The 16,757-nt window shown below is 54.8% G+C and carries 15 protein-coding genes and 4 tRNA genes; 13 read left to right on the top strand and 6 right to left on the bottom strand.

Annotation, left to right across the window (positions count from 1 at the left end):
- Positions 1-18: 18 nt before the first annotated feature.
- Positions 19-927 (bottom strand): hypothetical protein, encoded by a 909-nt coding sequence (locus tag AC0L7R_RS10790; protein ID WP_473656886.1) that lies wholly within the window; start codon positions 925-927, stop codon positions 19-21.
- Between the two features lie 385 nt (positions 928-1,312).
- On the opposite strand from AC0L7R_RS10790, the gene lon reads away from it, so the two are divergent.
- From lon to AC0L7R_RS10760, 6 genes are all read left to right on the top strand, one after another.
- Entirely contained in the window at positions 1,313-3,724 is a 2,412-nt protein-coding gene (gene lon, locus AC0L7R_RS10785; RefSeq protein ID WP_473656884.1) for an endopeptidase La, read from the top strand.
- A gap of 118 nt (positions 3,725-3,842) precedes the next feature.
- A complete protein-coding gene (locus AC0L7R_RS10780; RefSeq protein ID WP_473656883.1) occupies positions 3,843-4,268 on the top strand; it encodes an HU family DNA-binding protein in 426 nt (141 codons plus the stop codon).
- Positions 4,269-4,317: 49 nt separating this feature from the next.
- A tRNA-Val gene (locus AC0L7R_RS10775) sits at positions 4,318-4,393 on the top strand.
- Positions 4,394-4,452: 59 nt separating this feature from the next.
- The gene (locus tag AC0L7R_RS10770; RefSeq protein ID WP_473656881.1) at positions 4,453-5,013 is read left to right on the top strand and encodes a histidine phosphatase family protein; all 561 of its coding nucleotides are present in this window, start codon (positions 4,453-4,455) and stop codon (positions 5,011-5,013) included.
- A 30-nt stretch (positions 5,014-5,043) separates the two neighbouring features.
- Positions 5,044-5,119, top strand: a tRNA-Val gene (locus AC0L7R_RS10765).
- A gap of 35 nt (positions 5,120-5,154) precedes the next feature.
- Positions 5,155-6,111: a glycerophosphodiester phosphodiesterase family protein gene (locus tag AC0L7R_RS10760; protein ID WP_473656879.1), complete on the top strand. Its 957-nt coding sequence runs from the start codon at positions 5,155-5,157 to the stop codon at positions 6,109-6,111.
- A gap of 8 nt (positions 6,112-6,119) precedes the next feature.
- Here the strand turns inward: AC0L7R_RS10760 and AC0L7R_RS10755 are convergent, their stop codons facing one another.
- A complete protein-coding gene (locus AC0L7R_RS10755; RefSeq protein WP_473656877.1) occupies positions 6,120-6,611 on the bottom strand; it encodes a hypothetical protein in 492 nt (163 codons plus the stop codon).
- 241 nt (positions 6,612-6,852) lie between these two features.
- Between AC0L7R_RS10755 and AC0L7R_RS10750 the strand changes: the two genes are divergently transcribed.
- The 3 genes from AC0L7R_RS10750 to AC0L7R_RS10740 all read left to right on the top strand — a co-directional run bounded on the left by AC0L7R_RS10750 (position 6,853) and on the right by AC0L7R_RS10740 (position 7,682).
- Positions 6,853-6,929: transfer RNA gene (locus AC0L7R_RS10750), tRNA-Asp, on the top strand.
- Between the two features lie 123 nt (positions 6,930-7,052).
- A complete protein-coding gene (locus AC0L7R_RS10745) occupies positions 7,053-7,514 on the top strand; it encodes a YHS domain-containing (seleno)protein (protein WP_473656875.1) in 462 nt (153 codons plus the stop codon).
- 91 nt (positions 7,515-7,605) lie between these two features.
- Positions 7,606-7,682: transfer RNA gene (locus tag AC0L7R_RS10740), tRNA-Asp, on the top strand.
- Between the two features lie 59 nt (positions 7,683-7,741).
- Here AC0L7R_RS10740 and AC0L7R_RS10735 read toward each other — a convergent pair.
- The 3 genes from AC0L7R_RS10735 to AC0L7R_RS10725 form a co-directional block, all read right to left on the bottom strand.
- Positions 7,742-8,209 (bottom strand): hypothetical protein, encoded by a 468-nt coding sequence (locus AC0L7R_RS10735; RefSeq protein WP_473656874.1) that lies wholly within the window; start codon positions 8,207-8,209, stop codon positions 7,742-7,744.
- 116 nt (positions 8,210-8,325) lie between these two features.
- A complete protein-coding gene (locus AC0L7R_RS10730) occupies positions 8,326-9,624 on the bottom strand; it encodes a S41 family peptidase (RefSeq protein WP_473656873.1) in 1,299 nt (432 codons plus the stop codon).
- Between the two features lie 3 nt (positions 9,625-9,627).
- Positions 9,628-11,004 (bottom strand): M20/M25/M40 family metallo-hydrolase, encoded by a 1,377-nt coding sequence (locus AC0L7R_RS10725; RefSeq protein WP_473656872.1) that lies wholly within the window; start codon positions 11,002-11,004, stop codon positions 9,628-9,630.
- A 230-nt stretch (positions 11,005-11,234) separates the two neighbouring features.
- Here AC0L7R_RS10725 and AC0L7R_RS10720 point away from each other — a divergent pair, with 230 nt between their 5' ends.
- From AC0L7R_RS10720 to ispG, 4 genes are all read left to right on the top strand, one after another.
- Positions 11,235-11,840: a cytochrome P460 family protein gene (locus tag AC0L7R_RS10720; protein ID WP_473656871.1), complete on the top strand. Its 606-nt coding sequence runs from the start codon at positions 11,235-11,237 to the stop codon at positions 11,838-11,840.
- A 267-nt stretch (positions 11,841-12,107) separates the two neighbouring features.
- Complete coding sequence (gene hemA / locus AC0L7R_RS10715; protein ID WP_473656870.1) at positions 12,108-13,331, top strand: 5-aminolevulinate synthase; 1,224 nt, start codon at positions 12,108-12,110, stop codon at positions 13,329-13,331.
- 125 nt (positions 13,332-13,456) lie between these two features.
- Positions 13,457-14,641, top strand: a complete 1,185-nt coding sequence (locus AC0L7R_RS10710; protein WP_473656869.1) for a RodZ domain-containing protein — start codon at positions 13,457-13,459, stop codon at positions 14,639-14,641.
- Between the two features lie 78 nt (positions 14,642-14,719).
- The gene (gene ispG, locus AC0L7R_RS10705; RefSeq protein WP_473656868.1) at positions 14,720-15,850 is read left to right on the top strand and encodes a flavodoxin-dependent (E)-4-hydroxy-3-methylbut-2-enyl-diphosphate synthase; all 1,131 of its coding nucleotides are present in this window, start codon (positions 14,720-14,722) and stop codon (positions 15,848-15,850) included.
- A gap of 81 nt (positions 15,851-15,931) precedes the next feature.
- On the opposite strand, the gene AC0L7R_RS10700 is transcribed toward ispG, so the two are convergent.
- Entirely contained in the window at positions 15,932-16,702 is a 771-nt protein-coding gene (locus tag AC0L7R_RS10700; RefSeq protein WP_473660396.1) for an MBL fold metallo-hydrolase, read from the bottom strand.
- Between the last annotated feature and the right edge of the window lie 55 nt (positions 16,703-16,757).

Genomic DNA, 16,757 nt, shown 5'->3' with positions numbered 1-16,757 from the left:
GGCGCGCCCGCTGTTCCGTTAAGCGGCGTTAGTCCGTTGTGCCTTGGCCCTTTCAGTCGTAGGTTTTACACTGGTTTCAACCACCTCAACTGGTTCACCCAACGTACGAATACTCTGCACATTCTCGGTCGATGCGAGTTCATCCGTAAGATTTGCTTTCTTGGGATCGCGAAAACGCCAAGCGCGGTGACAATCGCTCATGCGCGCGAAACTGTCCAACTCGTCGCCCAGCACGTCGTCAAAATACCGCAACAATGCGACGCGGATCGGCAAGCCGCTGACCTGCATATCTGAAAGGATCGTTGTTCTTTCGGGACCTGCTTTTGCGAATGTGTAGGACATGATGATCTCTTCACCCTCGATATGGCTGTCGCGTTCCAACAGGTACGACGCATTAAAGTGCGGGTTTAGCGTGAGATATGTCAGTGTGGCATGTTCGATCTGGTTTCGGTCTCCTTCGAAGGTCAGATACAGCGTGTTGTCGTCATCTGAATCTGCGCGCGCCGACATCATTGTACCCGTCCAATGTGCGGCTGTATGGCCTTGTCCGGGCACCACTTTGGCCCATGTCGTGCGGCGGTCGAAAGGGGCGTGAAAGCGTTTTTGACTACGTAGGCCGATCCGTACGGGCAGGCGGTCCAGAAACGATGTGTAAAAGATCGCATAGGTCAAGACGGTTGCCGCGATGAACATCGGGACCATCAGAACCGGTGGCATCATCGCTGCGACATAAAACCCCACAGCGCCACATTCGACGCTTTGACGCAGATCTTTGGCAGCGACGATGACGATGACCGCAACCACCATCACACACATTGCCATAACGCCGACCATCACAACGCCGGGCCATAACCAAAGCGAAGCAAGCTGGGTAAACAACACAGCAAAGGCAATACGGCGGCGCTGACGCATAAGGTTATGAAGCATAAATTTGGGAAGCCTATGAAAAGGGTTGGACCGACTAACCTACAAAATGGGAACAACTTTTTCGGCGTAAGACGCTGAAACGTTTGGTTCTGGGCGCAAAAGTGACAATTTTAAGATACAATCCATAATACCCGCGTAGTACGCAAAGAAATGCACGCCCTAACCCCATGATTGCGTGGCATGCTTGGCTTATTTGGACGCGCTAGGATTTGTTTGCGCGATGGCTTGCTCCTTCCTGCGCAAAGGGTCAAAATACAACGGAATGAGAAAGCAGCACTGGTTGAATACGGGGCCCTAAGACCCCAGATGTAGGAACCAGACAGGAAACAGGGCGTGCAGCCGCGATGCGGGGCCGATCTGTTTGCCGCAAAGTAAGGAAAAAGAAATGCAAGAACCGTTGAGTTCATCATACCCCGTATTGCCGTTGCGCGACATTGTTGTGTTCCCACACATGATCGTGCCGCTGTTCGTGGGCCGTGAAAAGTCAGTCCGCGCGCTTGAAGAAGTGATGCAGGACGACAAGCAAATTCTGCTGTCGAGCCAGATCGATCCCGGTGAGGACGATCCAGCGCAGGACGGCATCTATAAGGCCGGTGTTCTGGCCAACGTGCTGCAACTGTTGAAGCTGCCCGATGGTACCGTAAAGGTGCTTGTTGAAGGACGCGGCCGTGTGCGGATTACAGGGTTCTTGGATAACCCTGATTTCTTCGAAGCATCAGCTGAATATCTGACCGAAATGCCGGGTAACGAAGATGAGACAGAGGCGTTGATCCGTTCTGTCGCGACCGAATTCGAACGTTACGCGAAGGTTAAGAAGAACATTCCCGAAGAAGCCATGGCTGCTGTGGGTGAAACAACCGAACCTGCGAAATTGGCAGACCTCGTGGCAGGCCATCTTGGCATCGAAGTTGCTCAAAAGCAGGAGCTTTTGGAAACGCTGTCCGTGTCTGAACGGCTGGAAAAAGTTTACGGCCTGATGCAGGGTGAAATGTCCGTGTTGTCGGTCGAGAAAAAGATCAAGACACGCGTCAAGTCCCAGATGGAACGGACGCAGCGCGAATACTATTTGAATGAGCAGATGAAGGCCATTCAGAAGGAACTTGCCGACGGTGAAGAAGGCCAGAACGAGGTCGAAGAACTTGAGACCAAGATCGCCGAGACGAAGCTGTCTAAGGAAGCCCGTGAAAAGGTCGACGCAGAGCTGAAAAAACTCAAGAACATGTCGCCGATGTCCGCGGAAGCCACAGTCGTGCGCAACTACATGGACTGGATTTTGGGTGTGCCGTGGGGCGTGAAATCCCGCACCAAGAAAGATCTTGGAGGGGCGCAAAAGGTGCTCGACGCTGACCACTTTGGCCTCGAAAAGGTTAAGGAACGGATCGTTGAATATTTGGCCGTCCAGCAGCGTTCGAAGAAGCTGAAAGGCCCGATCATGTGCCTTGTTGGTCCTCCGGGTGTTGGTAAAACGTCGCTCGGTAAATCTGTTGCGAAAGCGACGGGGCGCGAATTTATCCGCATTTCCCTTGGTGGTGTGCGTGACGAATCTGAAATCCGTGGCCACCGTCGGACCTACATCGGGTCTATGCCGGGTAAGATTATTCAGGCGCTAAAAAAGGCGAAAACCACGAACCCGCTGATCTTGCTCGATGAAATCGACAAGATGGGTCAGGATTTCCGTGGTGACCCCGCGTCCGCGATGCTCGAGGTGCTCGATCCGGAACAGAACAGCACATTCGTCGATCACTACCTTGAGGTGGAATATGATCTGTCGAACGTAATGTTCCTGACAACTGCGAACTCGTACAACATGCCGGGTCCTTTGCTGGACCGGATGGAGATTATTTCGCTGTCGGGCTACACCGAAGACGAAAAGCGCGAGATTTCTCGTCAGCATTTGCTGCCGAAGGTTTTGAAAAACCACGGGTTGAAGGACAAGGAATTCGCAATCGATGACGCGGCCTTGACCGAAATGATCCGGCGTTACACTCGCGAAGCAGGTGTGCGGAATCTTGAACGTGAACTCGCGAAAATCGCACGGAAAGCGGTGACCAAGATCGTCAAGAAGGAAGTCGAGGCCGTAGAGGTCAACGCCGACAATCTGGACGATTATCTTGGCGTGCCGAAACATCGGTACGGTCTGGCCGAAACCGAAGATCAGGTTGGTGTCGTGACCGGTCTGGCTTGGACGTCTGTCGGCGGTGAACTGCTGTCGATTGAGGCGCTGAACCTGCCGGGCAAAGGTCGCATGAAAACAACGGGTAAGCTCGGTGATGTGATGAAAGAATCCATCGATGCCGCGTCATCCTACGTGCGGTCCATCAGTCCTGAAATCGGTGTGAAGCCGCCGAAGTTCGACAAGATCGACATCCACGTGCACGTCCCCGACGGGGCGACACCAAAGGATGGTCCATCTGCGGGCTTGGCCATGGTCACGTCTATCGTGTCCGTTCTGACTGATATTCCGGTGCGTCGCGATATTGCGATGACGGGCGAGGTATCATTGCGTGGTAACGCGATGCCAATTGGTGGTTTGAAAGAAAAACTGCTGGCAGCGCTGCGCGGCGGGATCAAAACGGTTCTGATCCCCGAAGATAACGCAAAAGATCTGCCGGACATTCCGGACAACGTGAAAGAGGGCCTCGAGATCATCGTCGTCAAACACGTATCTGAAGTGTTGGAACACGCGTTGGTCCGCAAACCAGAAGCGATTGAATGGGATGCAGAGGCTGAAGAAGCCGCCGCTGCTGCCAAAGCGCTCGCCGCTGGTGGCACTGGCGCCGGTGCGATCGCACATTGAGCGCTGTCAAAGCCACAAATTTGAAAAAGGGCGCAGCGTTGGTTGCGCCCTTTTGCTTTTCCCCGTTGCGGCACTGATCCGACAGGGTACGGTAGGTTAAAGAGAAAAAGAGGGCCCGATGGCTGATAATGACACCCCCGACACGAACACCGTCAAATTGAAACCCGGCAAACCGAACGCGAAAGCAAAGCTTGCTCCGGTCAGCACAGGGCCCAAGCCCGTCGTCGTGTCTGTGCCGCAGGCGGTGCCTGTATCGACACCGAAATCCGCGCCAGCCGGCGCGCCGAAAGCTGTCGTCAGTGATGATGGCCCAGTCAAAAAGGGGCCGATTTTGGATGCTGTCGTCGAAAAAAGTGGTATCAAACGGTCCGATGCGAAACTGGTCGTCGAAGCCTTGTTTGAAGTCATGGCCGACAAGCTTATCAACGCCGAAGACATGCAACTGCCGCCTTTGGGCAAGCTGAAAATCGTAAAGACGAAGGATGTTGGCAAGGGCGCTAAGGCGATCACGCTGAAATTGCGCACACCAAATACGTCAGAGTGAACTTTGTGGGTTGCGCCCACACGAATCCGGCTTTAAATCCACCGCTATCGGGTGATTAGCTCAGTTGGTAGAGCGCTTCCTTTACACGGAAGATGTCGGGAGTTCGAGCCTCTCATCACCCACCAGATTTTCCAAAGGCGTACCAAGTTGGTGCGCCTTTTCTGTATCAACTGCGAGGCGCACCATGTCCCATCCAGAGCTTTATATCCTGCGACATGGTGAAACCGAATGGAATGCCGAAAACCGGATGCAGGGTGAATTGAATTCCCCATTGACGCAAAAGGGTGAAATGGACGCCGCACGACAGGGCGAAATTTTGCGGACCCTTGATCTGACCGGATTTGCATTTCTATGCAGCCCGCAAGGCCGTGCATTCCAAACCGCAGGGATTGCCCTTGGCAGAATCGCGACTGATGTGCGCACGGATGATCGCCTGCGCGAAATTGGTGTCGGGGATTGGTCGGGTCTGCTGCGGGACGACTTGCCGATGCCTGAAGGCAAAGACCCGTTCATGGCGCAGTATGAAATCGCACCAAATGGTGAGGGATTCGAACGGCTTGAAACCCGTTGCCGCGCATTTCTTGCTGATCTGCAGGGCCCCAGCGTCCTGATTACGCACGGAATCACCAGCCGGATGTTGCGGTCTATCGTGGCGGGCGAAGGTGCAGTTTCTGTGCCGACGATTCACGGAGGGCAGGGCTGCGTCTATCATTTGAAAGACGGCGTGCAAAAACTGCTTGAGTAACCCGAACCGATAGCCTAAACGACGCCTCACGGGTGATTAGCTCAGTTGGTAGAGCGCTTCCTTTACACGGAAGATGTCGGGAGTTCGAGCCTCTCATCACCCACCACTTCACATCCCGCTAGCCCTATGCAATCGTCGTATATGCGACGTATAAAACGGCTTTTGGCTGTCCTTGTTTGTCTAGGCGCGGCCCTGTGGTTGGCCAACACGAATGCATTTGTCAGCTTGCCTGCGGATCAGCAGCCAAAGCTGATAGCGCACAGAGGCATTCATCAAATCTACGCAGGCAATGATCGTAACGCCGATACCTGTACCGCCAATCCCGTCACGCCAATGGCGCATCCCTTCATTGCAAACACGATTGCGTCGATCGAAACATCTTTTGACGCGGGTGCTGACGTGGTCGAGGTTGACGTGCACTTGACCACCGATGGCCAATTTGCGGTTTTCCACGATTGGGCGTTGGACTGTCAAACCGACGGAACGGGTGTGACGCATAAGCAGAACATGGCGTATCTGCGTGGTCTCGACTTAGGTTATGGATATACCAGCGACGGTGAAACATATCCTTTGCGCGGAACTGCTGTGGGTCAGATGTCGACACTAACAGAGGTTTTTGAAGCAAACCCAGACGGTCGGCTTCTCGTCAATTTTAAAAGCAACCGATGCGAAGACGGTGACGTGTTGGTTGATCGGTTTCACCAGACGGAAGCACCGATTTGGGGCGTATACGGTGGCGGTCCGCCGACTAGTAGTGCGATGAACAGGTCCGTTTGGACAGGGTTCAGTCGACAAACCCTAAAGGCCTGCCTGTTCAGATACGCGTTGACCGGTTGGACGGGCAGGGCGCCTGCGGTTTGCGCCGATATGACGGTCGCTGTGCCGATGGATTACGCGCCGTATCTTTGGGGCTGGCCGCATAAGTTCACTCGCCGCATGCATGCTGTTGGGACAGAGGCGATCTTGTGGGGACCCTACGACGGGTCAGGTTTTTCCAGTGGGGTCGATGACTTGGAAACGCTCGCGCGCGTGCCTGCGCAGTTTGACGGGTATATCTGGACCAACCGGATCGAAGTGATCGGTCCAGCGCTGCGTTAATCTATTTCTTACTGGGATTCGGACATCGCGGCCATGACGGCTGCTGTGAATCCCGTCTCGCTCATTGCGGCGAGCTGTGCGTCTGGTAGTCCGCATTCTTCGTTGATTGCCAGGGATTCGTCTTCCGTCATGCCCTGTGGGATCAGGGCCACCGGGTCCACCGAGTCTGCAAATTCGGTCATGGTCATCCCTTGAGAATCGGCGATGACAGTCTCGATGTCGTCCAGCATCGTTGAAAACGTATCTGGCCCCGCGACATCCGCGAATTTGTCTTGTACGCAGGCAGCAGCGGTTTGCAGCGCGGGGGTCCATTCCAGCAGGGCAAGCGCGTCGCGCACAGGTGTGCCATCGCCGCCGCCTTGTTCGATCTCTAGGGCCATCATTTCACCCATCAAAACATTCATATCGACCATGACTGACGCAAAACGGTCGAGTTGGTCGTCAGCGGTCGCAGCCATCGGCGCAAGGCACAGGGCAGATGTGATCAGTAGGTTGCGCATAATCGTCCTAATATGTTGATGTTTTCCAATCCCAATGACTCTGCACATGTTTTGCGGGATGACTACAATTAATCATGCTTAGTTTGCTTTGATAGCCTATGGCGGTCGCACGGGGCGGACCCGTTAACATCGGGCATCCAAAAGAAAATGCATTTTCTTTGCACTTCTTGCCTGTGCGTTCTTGACGCCCCCAAACGCCCGGCATAGAAGCCCCACAACGTCGCAAGATGTTGAGAGATGCGCGGTTGTAGCTCAGCTGGTTAGAGTACCGGCCTGTCACGCCGGGGGTCGCGGGTTCGAGCCCCGTCAACCGCGCCATCCTCTCTCTTTTCCCAGAAATATGACAAGATTTCACATCAGCATGAGAACGCTGTCACGTAGCAGACGTGCGCGATCTGCATCCTTATATTTGATTCCAACAGATCTATTGAGGAATTGCAGATGTCACTGTCCCGCCGCCAATTCATGACCCTGTCCGTCTCACTCCCAATGGTGAGCATGGTCGCAACTCAAGCCGTCGCGCAGACGCCAGCCATTTATGCCGAAGATGGAATCGCAATCGATGGTACGGACCCTGTTGCCTATTTTACCAACGGTGAACCCGTTGCAGGATCTCCTGATCACCAGGTGATGTGGCGGGGGGCGACATGGCTGTTTTCATCAGCCGCAAACCGTGCCGCGTTTGAGGCTGATCCATACGCCTATGCCCCGCAATACGGCGGCTACTGCGCCTACGCTGTATCACAGGGCTATACAGCGTCTACGACGCCCGCTGCTTGGTCGATTGTAGATGGTAAGCTGTACCTGAACTATTCGCGCCGCATCCGCCGTAAATGGGAACGTGATACGGCTGGATACATCGCTGCGGGGGATGCAAATTGGCCCGAAGTCCTTTCGGCTTAGCACTTAGTTTAGCATTCGATCAAAAAAGTACAAAAACCGCGCGATTTGGCGTTGACGGGTGTGACACTTCCTTCTATCCCACCCCTCACGCGCGGTTGTAGCTCAGCTGGTTAGAGTACCGGCCTGTCACGCCGGGGGTCGCGGGTTCGAGCCCCGTCAACCGCGCCACTTTCCACCATATGTTTGATCGATTTCGTTCAGGACGATTGAATGAAGTGTTGATCAGATCACAGGTAAACGTCGATCATCTGCTGTGATGTGTCATAACCCGCTTCTTCCAAGGCAGGTTGTAGCAAAGACCACACCGTTTCGGCATCATCCGTTTCTGCAAACGCTTCAACCGCATCAGCGATCAACGCGACGATCCCTGTGTCAACAGACCCTTTGGATTGTGATCCACCTTGGCCGCCCTCAGGCGGTGGAGGCGGTGGACGGTCGCCGCCCTTGATGCCAGCTTGGTCGACTAGATATTTTGCATCAATCCCGTTGTCGCTCAGCAGTGATTCCAATCCGGACCCCGGCCTGATCCCAATTTCTTTGATCTGCGTGACGATCTTCTTGGCATCAGATTCGGTCAACTTGGATGAATCGTAGTCGGCCAAAAACGTTGTCAGCTTTTCGGCCTGCTGGCTGGTGATGGAGGTGGGTTGTGTCGCTTGGGCCGCGTATCCCGCAGCCATATTTGCTTGTAGCATGTCGTCGCTCCCTTCGTACCTGTGCGCACGCAGGCAAGTATCGGGAGCGACGTTAATAAATCTTAAAAAATTTTCTGTTAATCTTGAATTGTCAGTACTTTAGGCTGTCGTGGCCTTTATTGACCATCTAGCCGCGCGATTGCCGTAGACAGGATCGTATCGTCACCGGCTTCGGCCGCAGATACGTCGACGGACACATCAATATCCGATGGCACGCCAACCCCTTCAAAATCAGCGCCATCCATCGCGAGATAGACTTGGTGGGAAAAGCCCAGTTCCCAACCGTTGGGCAGTTCGATGCTCATGATATCTGACAACCCGCCAGAGGTCGGTTCACCCATCACCGTGACATTCGGCAGTTCGCGCATCGCCATCGTGAAAATCTCTGCGGCAGAGCCTGTGTAGGGTGTTGTTAGCACTACGACGGGTTGATCGAACGTCGGTTGCTGCGGTTCCAAGATGGCCGTGTGCGGCGCTGTAAATCCTGTTTCGGTTCGCGTTGTTTTGGTCAAAACCGGCAGTGGTTCGTCGGTGAAGAACCCCGCGTAGGCCAGTGAAATGTCATCCGACCCACCTGGGTTATACCGAACGTCAAGAATGATGCCTTTGGCGTCCGCGAGGTAGTCGAGCACCTGCTGGAATGATGCCGCAGCAACCGTCGCCGCGGATTGGCCAAGTCCCGTTTCGGGGTCCATGTGCTCGATGTAAACATAGCCGATGTCTGGCGTGGCCCAACCGACGCGTAAGCCCGTATCGCTTGGTGCGGACAGATCGCTCACGGCGGCCAGCGTGGTATCCCGCACCACGTGCCGGACGTCGTGCCAGTCCGGGCGGACAGATGGCGACCAGATGCTGTCGCCGGTCGCGATGAAGGTATGACCGTCGTCCAAGCCTGTCAGGGCCTCTTGCAAGACAGCCATCAGCGCGGCGTCGTCCATCTGGCTGCCCGTTTCCGGCCGCAAGGCACGGCGGGCGCCCCAATCGACGCCGTGGGTGTCGAAATGGGAATAATGCGTATTCATCACCTCCCACATCACGTCAAAAACCGCAGTTGGCGTGTTGGGCAGGGGAGCATCGCAGCTGTCGGGCAGGGCCGCAACCGGATCTGCGGTGATCGGATTTATTGTACCTTCAGCGGCCAGCACCAGCTGTGCGTCTTCGCGATACAAAGTGACCCCTTCAAGGAAATCGACAATCCACATGTGAGCAGGGATTGTCTGGTCTTTCGTGCAATGGATATCGCTGACCTCGTAGACATCGATGGTCAGGGCACCAACATCTAACATCAACCCGTAACCGTCCGTTTTCCACACTCCGCGCAAGTCTTGGGACGGGGCATATTTGACCCAACTAATACCAAGAACGGTGATCGCCAAAATGGCGATCCCCGCGATCCATCCTAGGATGCGTTTCATTCTTTAGTCCTTTGAAAGTGAATGCAGAATACGCGCCCAGCTACGGATACCTTTGTGAAAGCTGGACAGGTCATACTTTTCGTTGGGGCTATGGATCGCGTCGTCGTCTTTGCCGAATCCAATTAACATCGCATCCATATCCAAGACGGTCTTAAAATGTCCGGCGATTGGGATCGACCCGCCGCAACCGACATAGGCTGCTGCGTTTGGCCATTCGTCAGACAAAGCATTTGCAGCTTTTGCGAACGCAGGGTTTTCGGTGGACATTTGACCCGCGGCTGACGCGCCGTGTCCGTGGAATTCCACGTCGCAATCGACTGGGATCATGTCCCGTACCATCTTGCGGAAATTCTCGCGGATTTTGTGTGGGTCTTGCGTACCCACAAGACGGAAGCTGATCTTCGCGCTCGCTTTGGACGGCAGTACAGTTTTGAAACCATCACCGGTGTAGCCCGAAATCATCCCGTTCACTTCGCAAGTCGGACGGGACCAGATCATTTCCAACGGACGACGGCCTTTTTCGCCTGCGGGTTCTGATAGGCCGACTTCGCCCAGAAATTCCTTTTCGTCGAATCTCAGATCATCCCAGCTTGCCGCCAGTTCGTTCGACAGTTCTGGCACGCCGTCGTAGAAGTCAGGTACCGTGACTGCGCCGTTTTCATCGTGCAGCGCTGCGATAACCTTTGCCAAAACGCGGGCAGGGTTCATTGCCAAACCACCGTACATGCCGGAATGCAGATCAAGGCTGGGGCCCGTGATCGTGATCTCTTCGCCCAGCAATCCGCGCAGCTGCGTGATGATCGCAGGCGTGCTGTCGCCGTAAAGGCCCGTGTCGCAGATCAGTGCTACATCGGCGGTCAGTTCTTCCGCGTTGTCTTTCATGAAAGGTACCAACGACGGGGACCCTGATTCTTCTTCGCCTTCAAAGAAGATCGAGATTTTGCCGGGCAGCGTGCCATGGACCTTTTTCCAAGCGCGACACGCTTCGACAAAAGTCATCAGCTGGCCTTTGTCGTCAGATGATCCACGCCCCCGAATGACCTTACCCTTGGCGGTATCTTCGACTTGTGGGTCAAATGGGTCGTTGTCCCATAGGTCAATCGGATCAACGGGTTGCACGTCGTAGTGGCCGTAAAATAGGACGTGTGTTCCATCGTCTCCGGTGTGACCCATCACCATCGGATGGCCGGGTGTTGCGCGTTTGGATGCATCAAAACCGATGCTGGTCAGATCATCGACCAGCCAGTCGGCAGCGGCATCACATTGGTCTTTGTACGCCGGATCGGTCGATATCGACTGGATGCGCAGCAAGTCCAACAGACGGGCAGTGGCCGCATCAAGGTCGGCATCAATCTGGGCAAGGACTGGATCAAGGGTCATGGGTGAACGCTTTCTGTGTCTGGCTGAGTTTGCCTGCATAGGACGTCAAAATCTCAGGTCATGCAAACAGATCGGGTTAACCTATCGCTTATAAACCGATGCTAAATGTATCACGCAATCCTCGCAGTTTTGTGACAACGTGTTGGCTATGCACAAACGGGCGGCATGGCTAGTGTGCGACAGAACGACGCTCAGAGGTGGGCGATGAATACCTAAAGGGAGAGAATTCGATGAAATCGGGAATGATTATTGCGACGGCGGCTGTTGTTGCACTCTTTGGCGGCGCACACAGTGCTGCGGCTGACAGCCATGCGGACGCGTGTACCTTTGATAAGGACGTTTTCGATTTTGACGAAGCAGACGTCGCGGCGCTGTATGCCTGCGTGTCCGATGACCTTGAAGCGGGCTATGGCGCCGAAGATCACGAAGTTGGCGGTGTTTACCGCACGTGGGGCAACGCGGCGACTGGTCCTGCACTGCCGGGCGTCCACGGCGAACGTTTCTTGAACACATTCGTGAACGAAGTGGGCTTTGATACCTACGTGACCTACGGCTACGGCGAAGATTTTGTAATGCCGGTCGGGACTGTCATCGCCAAAGAATCTTACAAGCTGCGCAACGACGGCACACCACGTCTGGGGCCGCTTTTGATCATGACTAAGGTCGAGCCTGGTACAGAAGCCGAAGAATTCGGCAACTGGATCTATTCAGGTGTCCAGCCAAACGGCAAAACAATGGGCGTCAAACAATCCTTCTGCCACGATTGCCACGCGGCCTACGCTGATCAGGATTCATTGGGCTACCCGTTGGAAGACGTCCGGCTTGGCGCTGAATAATCCACGGCGGGTTTCACGATAAGCAATACAATACCCCGATCTCGCGCTTGCTGGGTCGGGGTATTTATTTGAAAGCCTGCCAAGGAATTGATCTAGATCATGTCTTTGGATTCGGCCCTGTGTGATCTTGATCAAATAGGGGGCGTCAAATTGTAGCGCGTCAAAGCATGTTGATGCGCGGTCTTGTGCCCTATATGAGACCTAGAAAGGTTCTAGACTGATGCGCTATCAGTGACTTGGACCGCTGTTAAGGCGAAGGAATACCCGGTGGATTATAACGCACAACTTGATGCAGCGATCACCCGTCTTCACGACGAAGGACGCTACCGGACGTTTATCAACATCGAACGCACACGCGGTCAGTTCCCCCATGCGGTGTGGAACAAAGAAGACGGGACAACAGCGCCTGTCACCGTTTGGTGCGGCAATGACTACCTCGGCATGGGGCAGCATCCGGTTGTGATGGCTGCGATGCACGAAGCGATCGAAGCCACAGGCGCGGGCTCTGGCGGGACACGTAACATTTCAGGAACAACTGTTTATCACAAACAGCTTGAGGCCGAACTGGCTGATCTACACGCCAAAGAAGAAGCGCTGCTTTTCACATCGGCCTACATCGCGAATGATGCGACGTTGTCCACACTGCCAAAGCTGTTCCCCGGTTTGATCATCTATTCCGACGCGTTGAACCACGCATCCATGATCGAAGGTGTACGCCGCAATGGCGGCGCCAAGCGGATCTTCCGTCACAACGATCTGGCGCACCTGCGCGAATTGCTCGAAGCAGATGACAGCAACGCGCCAAAGCTGATCGCGTTCGAATCGATCTATTCGATGGACGGCGATTTTGGCCTCATCGAAGAGATTTGCGACCTAGCCGACGAATTTGGTGCATTGACTTACATCGATGAAGTGCACGCCGTCGGCATGTACGGTCCACGTGGGGCAGGGGTTGCGGAACGCGATGGCCTGATGGGGCGCATCGACATCATCAACGGCACATTGGCGAAGGCTTATGGCGTTATGGGCGGCTACATCGCGGCATCTGCTCGTATGTGCGATGCGATCCGTTCCTATGCGCCGGGCTTTATCTTCACAACGTCACTGCCACCCGCGATTGCCGCTGGTGCAGCCGCTTCCGTGGCGCATCTGAAGACGGATCAGGACTTGCGTGATCAGCAGCAGACGCAAGCTGCGATTCTCAAGTACCGTCTCAAAGGAATGGGGCTGCCTATCATCGATCACGGGTCGCATATCGTGCCACTGATCGTGGGTGATCCGGTTCACACGAAGGTTTTATCAGATCGTTTGTTGTCTGATCACGGAATCTATGTGCAGCCGATCAACTTCCCAACCGTGCCGCGCGGAACCGAACGCTTACGGTTCACACCGTCTCCTGTACACGGTCCTGGCGAAATGGATGCGCTTGTTTCCGGATTGGATACACTGTGGAGCCACTGTGCGCTGAATCGTGCCGAAATGGCGGGCTAAGCCGCAAATTTGACTCTTTCCGCATGTGCAAACATCTTCATGTTGTGGTAGGACAGTGGTGCTACTGCTAGGATTCGGGACAGGTTTCGGCAGTACATGGGGACACAAGCGGGCTACGGTATACTATGATCGTCAAGGGATTCAGACGCAATCGCGTTCAGCAAGAAGCTGAATCGACCGGATTTGATGCATTTGATTTGCGTCTTGGGGACCTGATGCGTGGCGAACGTGCGACCATGGGCAAAAGCCTGTTGGACGTGCAACGCGAACTCAAAATCAAAGCAGCATACATCGCCGCGATCGAAAATGCGGACCCTACTGCGTTTGATACGCCGGGTTTTATTGCGGGCTATGTACGGTCTTACGCGCGTTACCTGAACATGGATCCGGATTGGGCGTTTGATACGTTCTGTGGCGAAAGCGGTTTTGCAACGGCACACGGCATGTCTGCGGAAGCATCGGCCGCCAAGCCATCAACACTTCAGAAAACACCAGCCAAGGGCAACGATATTTTCTCGTCATCCGCGACACCTTTTGTGCCGGAAGGCGACGCAATGTTCAGCCGGATCGAACCGGGCGCAATTGGTTCCGTTCTTGTGCTTGTCGCGCTGATTGGTGGCATCGGTTACGGCGGCTGGACCGTCTTGCAAGAAGTCCAGCGCGTACAGTTCGCACCCGTTGAACAGACGCCGACGGTAGTGTCCGACATTGATCCACTGGCAGGCGGCGCGAATATCGCCCCAGAAGTTGAAGATGTTGCATCCTTCCAAGCCCCGTCTGTCGAAGCGCTGGATCGCCTTTACCGTCCTGCCGCTCTTGATGTGCCGGTACTGGTGTCGCGCGACGGACCTATCGCATCATTAAACCCGGGTTCATTCGGCGCCTTGGCACCTGAAACCACTTTGGAACAGGCCGTTGCCGAAGCTGCCGCATTCCCAGAACCGTCCAGTGTGCAGGTTCTTGAAACGCCTGCGCCTGCGGTGCAGATGGTCGCTGTACGCCCTGCGTGGGTGCGTGTGAAGGCGGCTGACGGCACAACGATCTACGAAGCCACGATGCAGGCTGGTGACACCTTCACAGTACCACAAACCGAAAACCCCGCGACTTTGCGGGTTGGTGCATCTGGTGCGATTTATTTCGCGATCAACGGCACTCACTACGGGCCTGCTGGTCCACGTGGTCAGGTGACGTCGAACCTTGCAATGTCGGTTGATAATCTGACGGCTAGCTACTCAGTCGCGGATATCACAGCTGACAGCGATTTGGCAGAAGTCGTCCGCGTCGCCGAAGTGGCCCCTGCGGCACAATAACCTGCGGCTTACCCGTTGCCGTAAGGCGGCGGCAAGCATAGGTTAAGGCCAGTCGCGTAATTCAAAGGCCATACTCCTATGTCGCTGAATCATATCCGTCCTTGGCGTAACATTTACCGGCGTGAAAGCCGTCAGATTATGGTGGGCAATGTGCCTGTCGGGGGCGGTGCGCCGATCTCTGTCCAGACGATGACCAACACGCTGACCACAGACGTGAAGGCAACGATCGAACAGATTAACGCAGCGGCTGAAGCAGGGGCCGACATTGTACGTGTGTCCGTTCCGGACGAAGCGTCCAGCAAGGCGCTAAAGTTGATCGTGCCAGAGGTGTCAGTGCCTCTCGTTGCGGATATCCATTTCCATTACAAACGCGGTATTGAAGCGGCAGAAGCGGGTGCCGCCTGCCTGCGCATCAATCCGGGCAATATCGGTGACGAAAAACGCGTCAAGGAAGTCATAAAAGCAGCCCGCGACCACAATTGTTCAATCCGGATCGGGGTGAACGCTGGATCGCTGGAAAAGCATTTACTGGATAAATATGGCGAACCTACGCCTGACGCGATGGTTGAATCCGGTCTCGATCACATCAAGATCTTGCAAGACAACGATTTCCACGAATTCAAAATCAGCTGTAAGGCCTCTGACGTCTTCATGGCGGCCGCTGCCTACCAGCAGCTTGCCGAAGCCACTGATGCACCGATCCACCTTGGTATCACTGAAGCGGGCGGTTTGATCAGTGGCACAGTAAAATCCGCTATCGGCATGGGCAACCTGCTGTGGATGGGGATCGGGGATACGATCCGTGTATCGCTGTCCGCTGATCCCGTAGAAGAAGTCAAAATGGGCTTCGAGATTCTGAAGTCCTTGGGGTTGCGCCACCGCGGCGTGAACATCATCTCGTGCCCGTCATGTGCCCGACAAGGGTTTGATGTGATCAAAACGGTCGAAACGCTTGAACAACGGCTTGAGCATATCAAAACACCAATGTCGCTTAGCATTATCGGGTGCGTCGTGAACGGACCGGGTGAAGCACTGATGACTGATGTCGGCTTCACAGGCGGCGGTGCGGGTCACGGCATGGTCTATCTTGCGGGCAAGCAAAGCCACAAACAAGACAACGACAGTATGGTCGACCACATCGTCGAACAGGTCGAAAAGAAAGCCGCCGAACTCGACGCGCTTGCAGCAAAAAAAGAAGCGGCAGAGTAACTCTCCACCGCCTCATTCTTTCAGTTCTAAATATCCCCGCCGGAGGCATCTGAAAAATGCCCCCTGCGCAGGTTTTTGCGTTTAGCCGTACCAGCCGCCCATTTTTGCGGAAATACCATCAGCAAGCATTTCGGCAAATGCCATCGGGTCCTGTGTGCCATTGTCCCGACCGCGATAGTGGTACGGGTAAACGTTCGCGGGTTTGAATTCGTTCACGGCATCAGCTGCGGCTTCTGCGCTCATCGTGAATGGCAGGTTCATGCAAACAAACGCGATGTCGATGTCTTCCAATGCGCGCATTTCCGGGATGTCTTCGGTGTCACCGGAAATATAGACGCGGGATCCATCTACGGTCAGAACGTAGCCGTTGTCGCGGCCTTTAGGGTGAAAGTTCAAACGATCTTCTGTCGTGTTATACGCAGGGATCGCTTCAATCGCGATATCGCCGAATGTCGTGTCATCGCCGTTTGCCATCTGCATCGCTTTAGCTTGCATGTCTTCTGGCAACATGTCGAATACGGCTGGGTTCGTGACCAGTGCTGTGTTTTCCGCAACGATGCCATTGAGCGTATCAAGGTTGAAGTGATCGCCATGCTCATGCGTGATCAGTACAAGATCGGCAGTCGGGAAGCCTTCGTAGTTGGACGCATCTCCGACAGGGTCGACGTAGATCACCGCAGTCGGCGTCTTCATCACGAATGATGCGTGGTCCACAGGGGTAATCTCGATCGCGCCGTTGGCGGTCGGAAAGCTATCCGCGCCGTGCCCATCTGCATGTGCTGCGAACGGCAGGACAGTCAGTGTGCTGGCTGCTGCTGTGTGAATTAGAAACTGACGGCGGTTTTGGGGCAGGCGCTGCATGGTAATCTCCTGGTTGTGCATATTCTTTATACGCTACACCTAGGGC

The organism is Yoonia sp. D2-7 (genome assembly GCF_055809435.1).
The sequence above is the reverse complement of the archived record's forward strand: the minus strand, read 5'-3'. Positions and strand labels throughout refer to the sequence as shown.

What these genes read in the sequence shown, in the direction of transcription:
- AC0L7R_RS10755 (WP_473656877.1), bottom strand. Translation starts at nt 6,611, where the DNA reads ATGCGCAACCTACTGATCACATCTGCCCTGTGCCTTGCGCCGATGGCT.
- AC0L7R_RS10720 (WP_473656871.1), top strand. Translation starts at nt 11,235, where the DNA reads ATGAAATCGGGAATGATTATTGCGACGGCGGCTGTTGTTGCACTCTTT.
- AC0L7R_RS10770 (WP_473656881.1), top strand. Translation starts at nt 4,453, where the DNA reads ATGTCCCATCCAGAGCTTTATATCCTGCGACATGGTGAAACCGAATGG.
- ispG (WP_473656868.1), top strand. Translation starts at nt 14,720, where the DNA reads ATGTCGCTGAATCATATCCGTCCTTGGCGTAACATTTACCGGCGTGAA.
- AC0L7R_RS10725 (WP_473656872.1), bottom strand. Translation starts at nt 11,004, where the DNA reads ATGACCCTTGATCCAGTCCTTGCCCAGATTGATGCCGACCTTGATGCG.
- AC0L7R_RS10710 (WP_473656869.1), top strand. Translation starts at nt 13,457, where the DNA reads ATGATCGTCAAGGGATTCAGACGCAATCGCGTTCAGCAAGAAGCTGAA.
- AC0L7R_RS10790 (WP_473656886.1), bottom strand. Translation starts at nt 927, where the DNA reads ATGCTTCATAACCTTATGCGTCAGCGCCGCCGTATTGCCTTTGCTGTG.
- lon (WP_473656884.1), top strand. Translation starts at nt 1,313, where the DNA reads ATGCAAGAACCGTTGAGTTCATCATACCCCGTATTGCCGTTGCGCGAC.
- AC0L7R_RS10730 (WP_473656873.1), bottom strand. Translation starts at nt 9,624, where the DNA reads ATGAAACGCATCCTAGGATGGATCGCGGGGATCGCCATTTTGGCGATC.
- AC0L7R_RS10735 (WP_473656874.1), bottom strand. Translation starts at nt 8,209, where the DNA reads ATGCTACAAGCAAATATGGCTGCGGGATACGCGGCCCAAGCGACACAA.
- AC0L7R_RS10745 (WP_473656875.1), top strand. Translation starts at nt 7,053, where the DNA reads ATGTCACTGTCCCGCCGCCAATTCATGACCCTGTCCGTCTCACTCCCA.
- AC0L7R_RS10780 (WP_473656883.1), top strand. Translation starts at nt 3,843, where the DNA reads ATGGCTGATAATGACACCCCCGACACGAACACCGTCAAATTGAAACCC.
- AC0L7R_RS10760 (WP_473656879.1), top strand. Translation starts at nt 5,155, where the DNA reads ATGCGACGTATAAAACGGCTTTTGGCTGTCCTTGTTTGTCTAGGCGCG.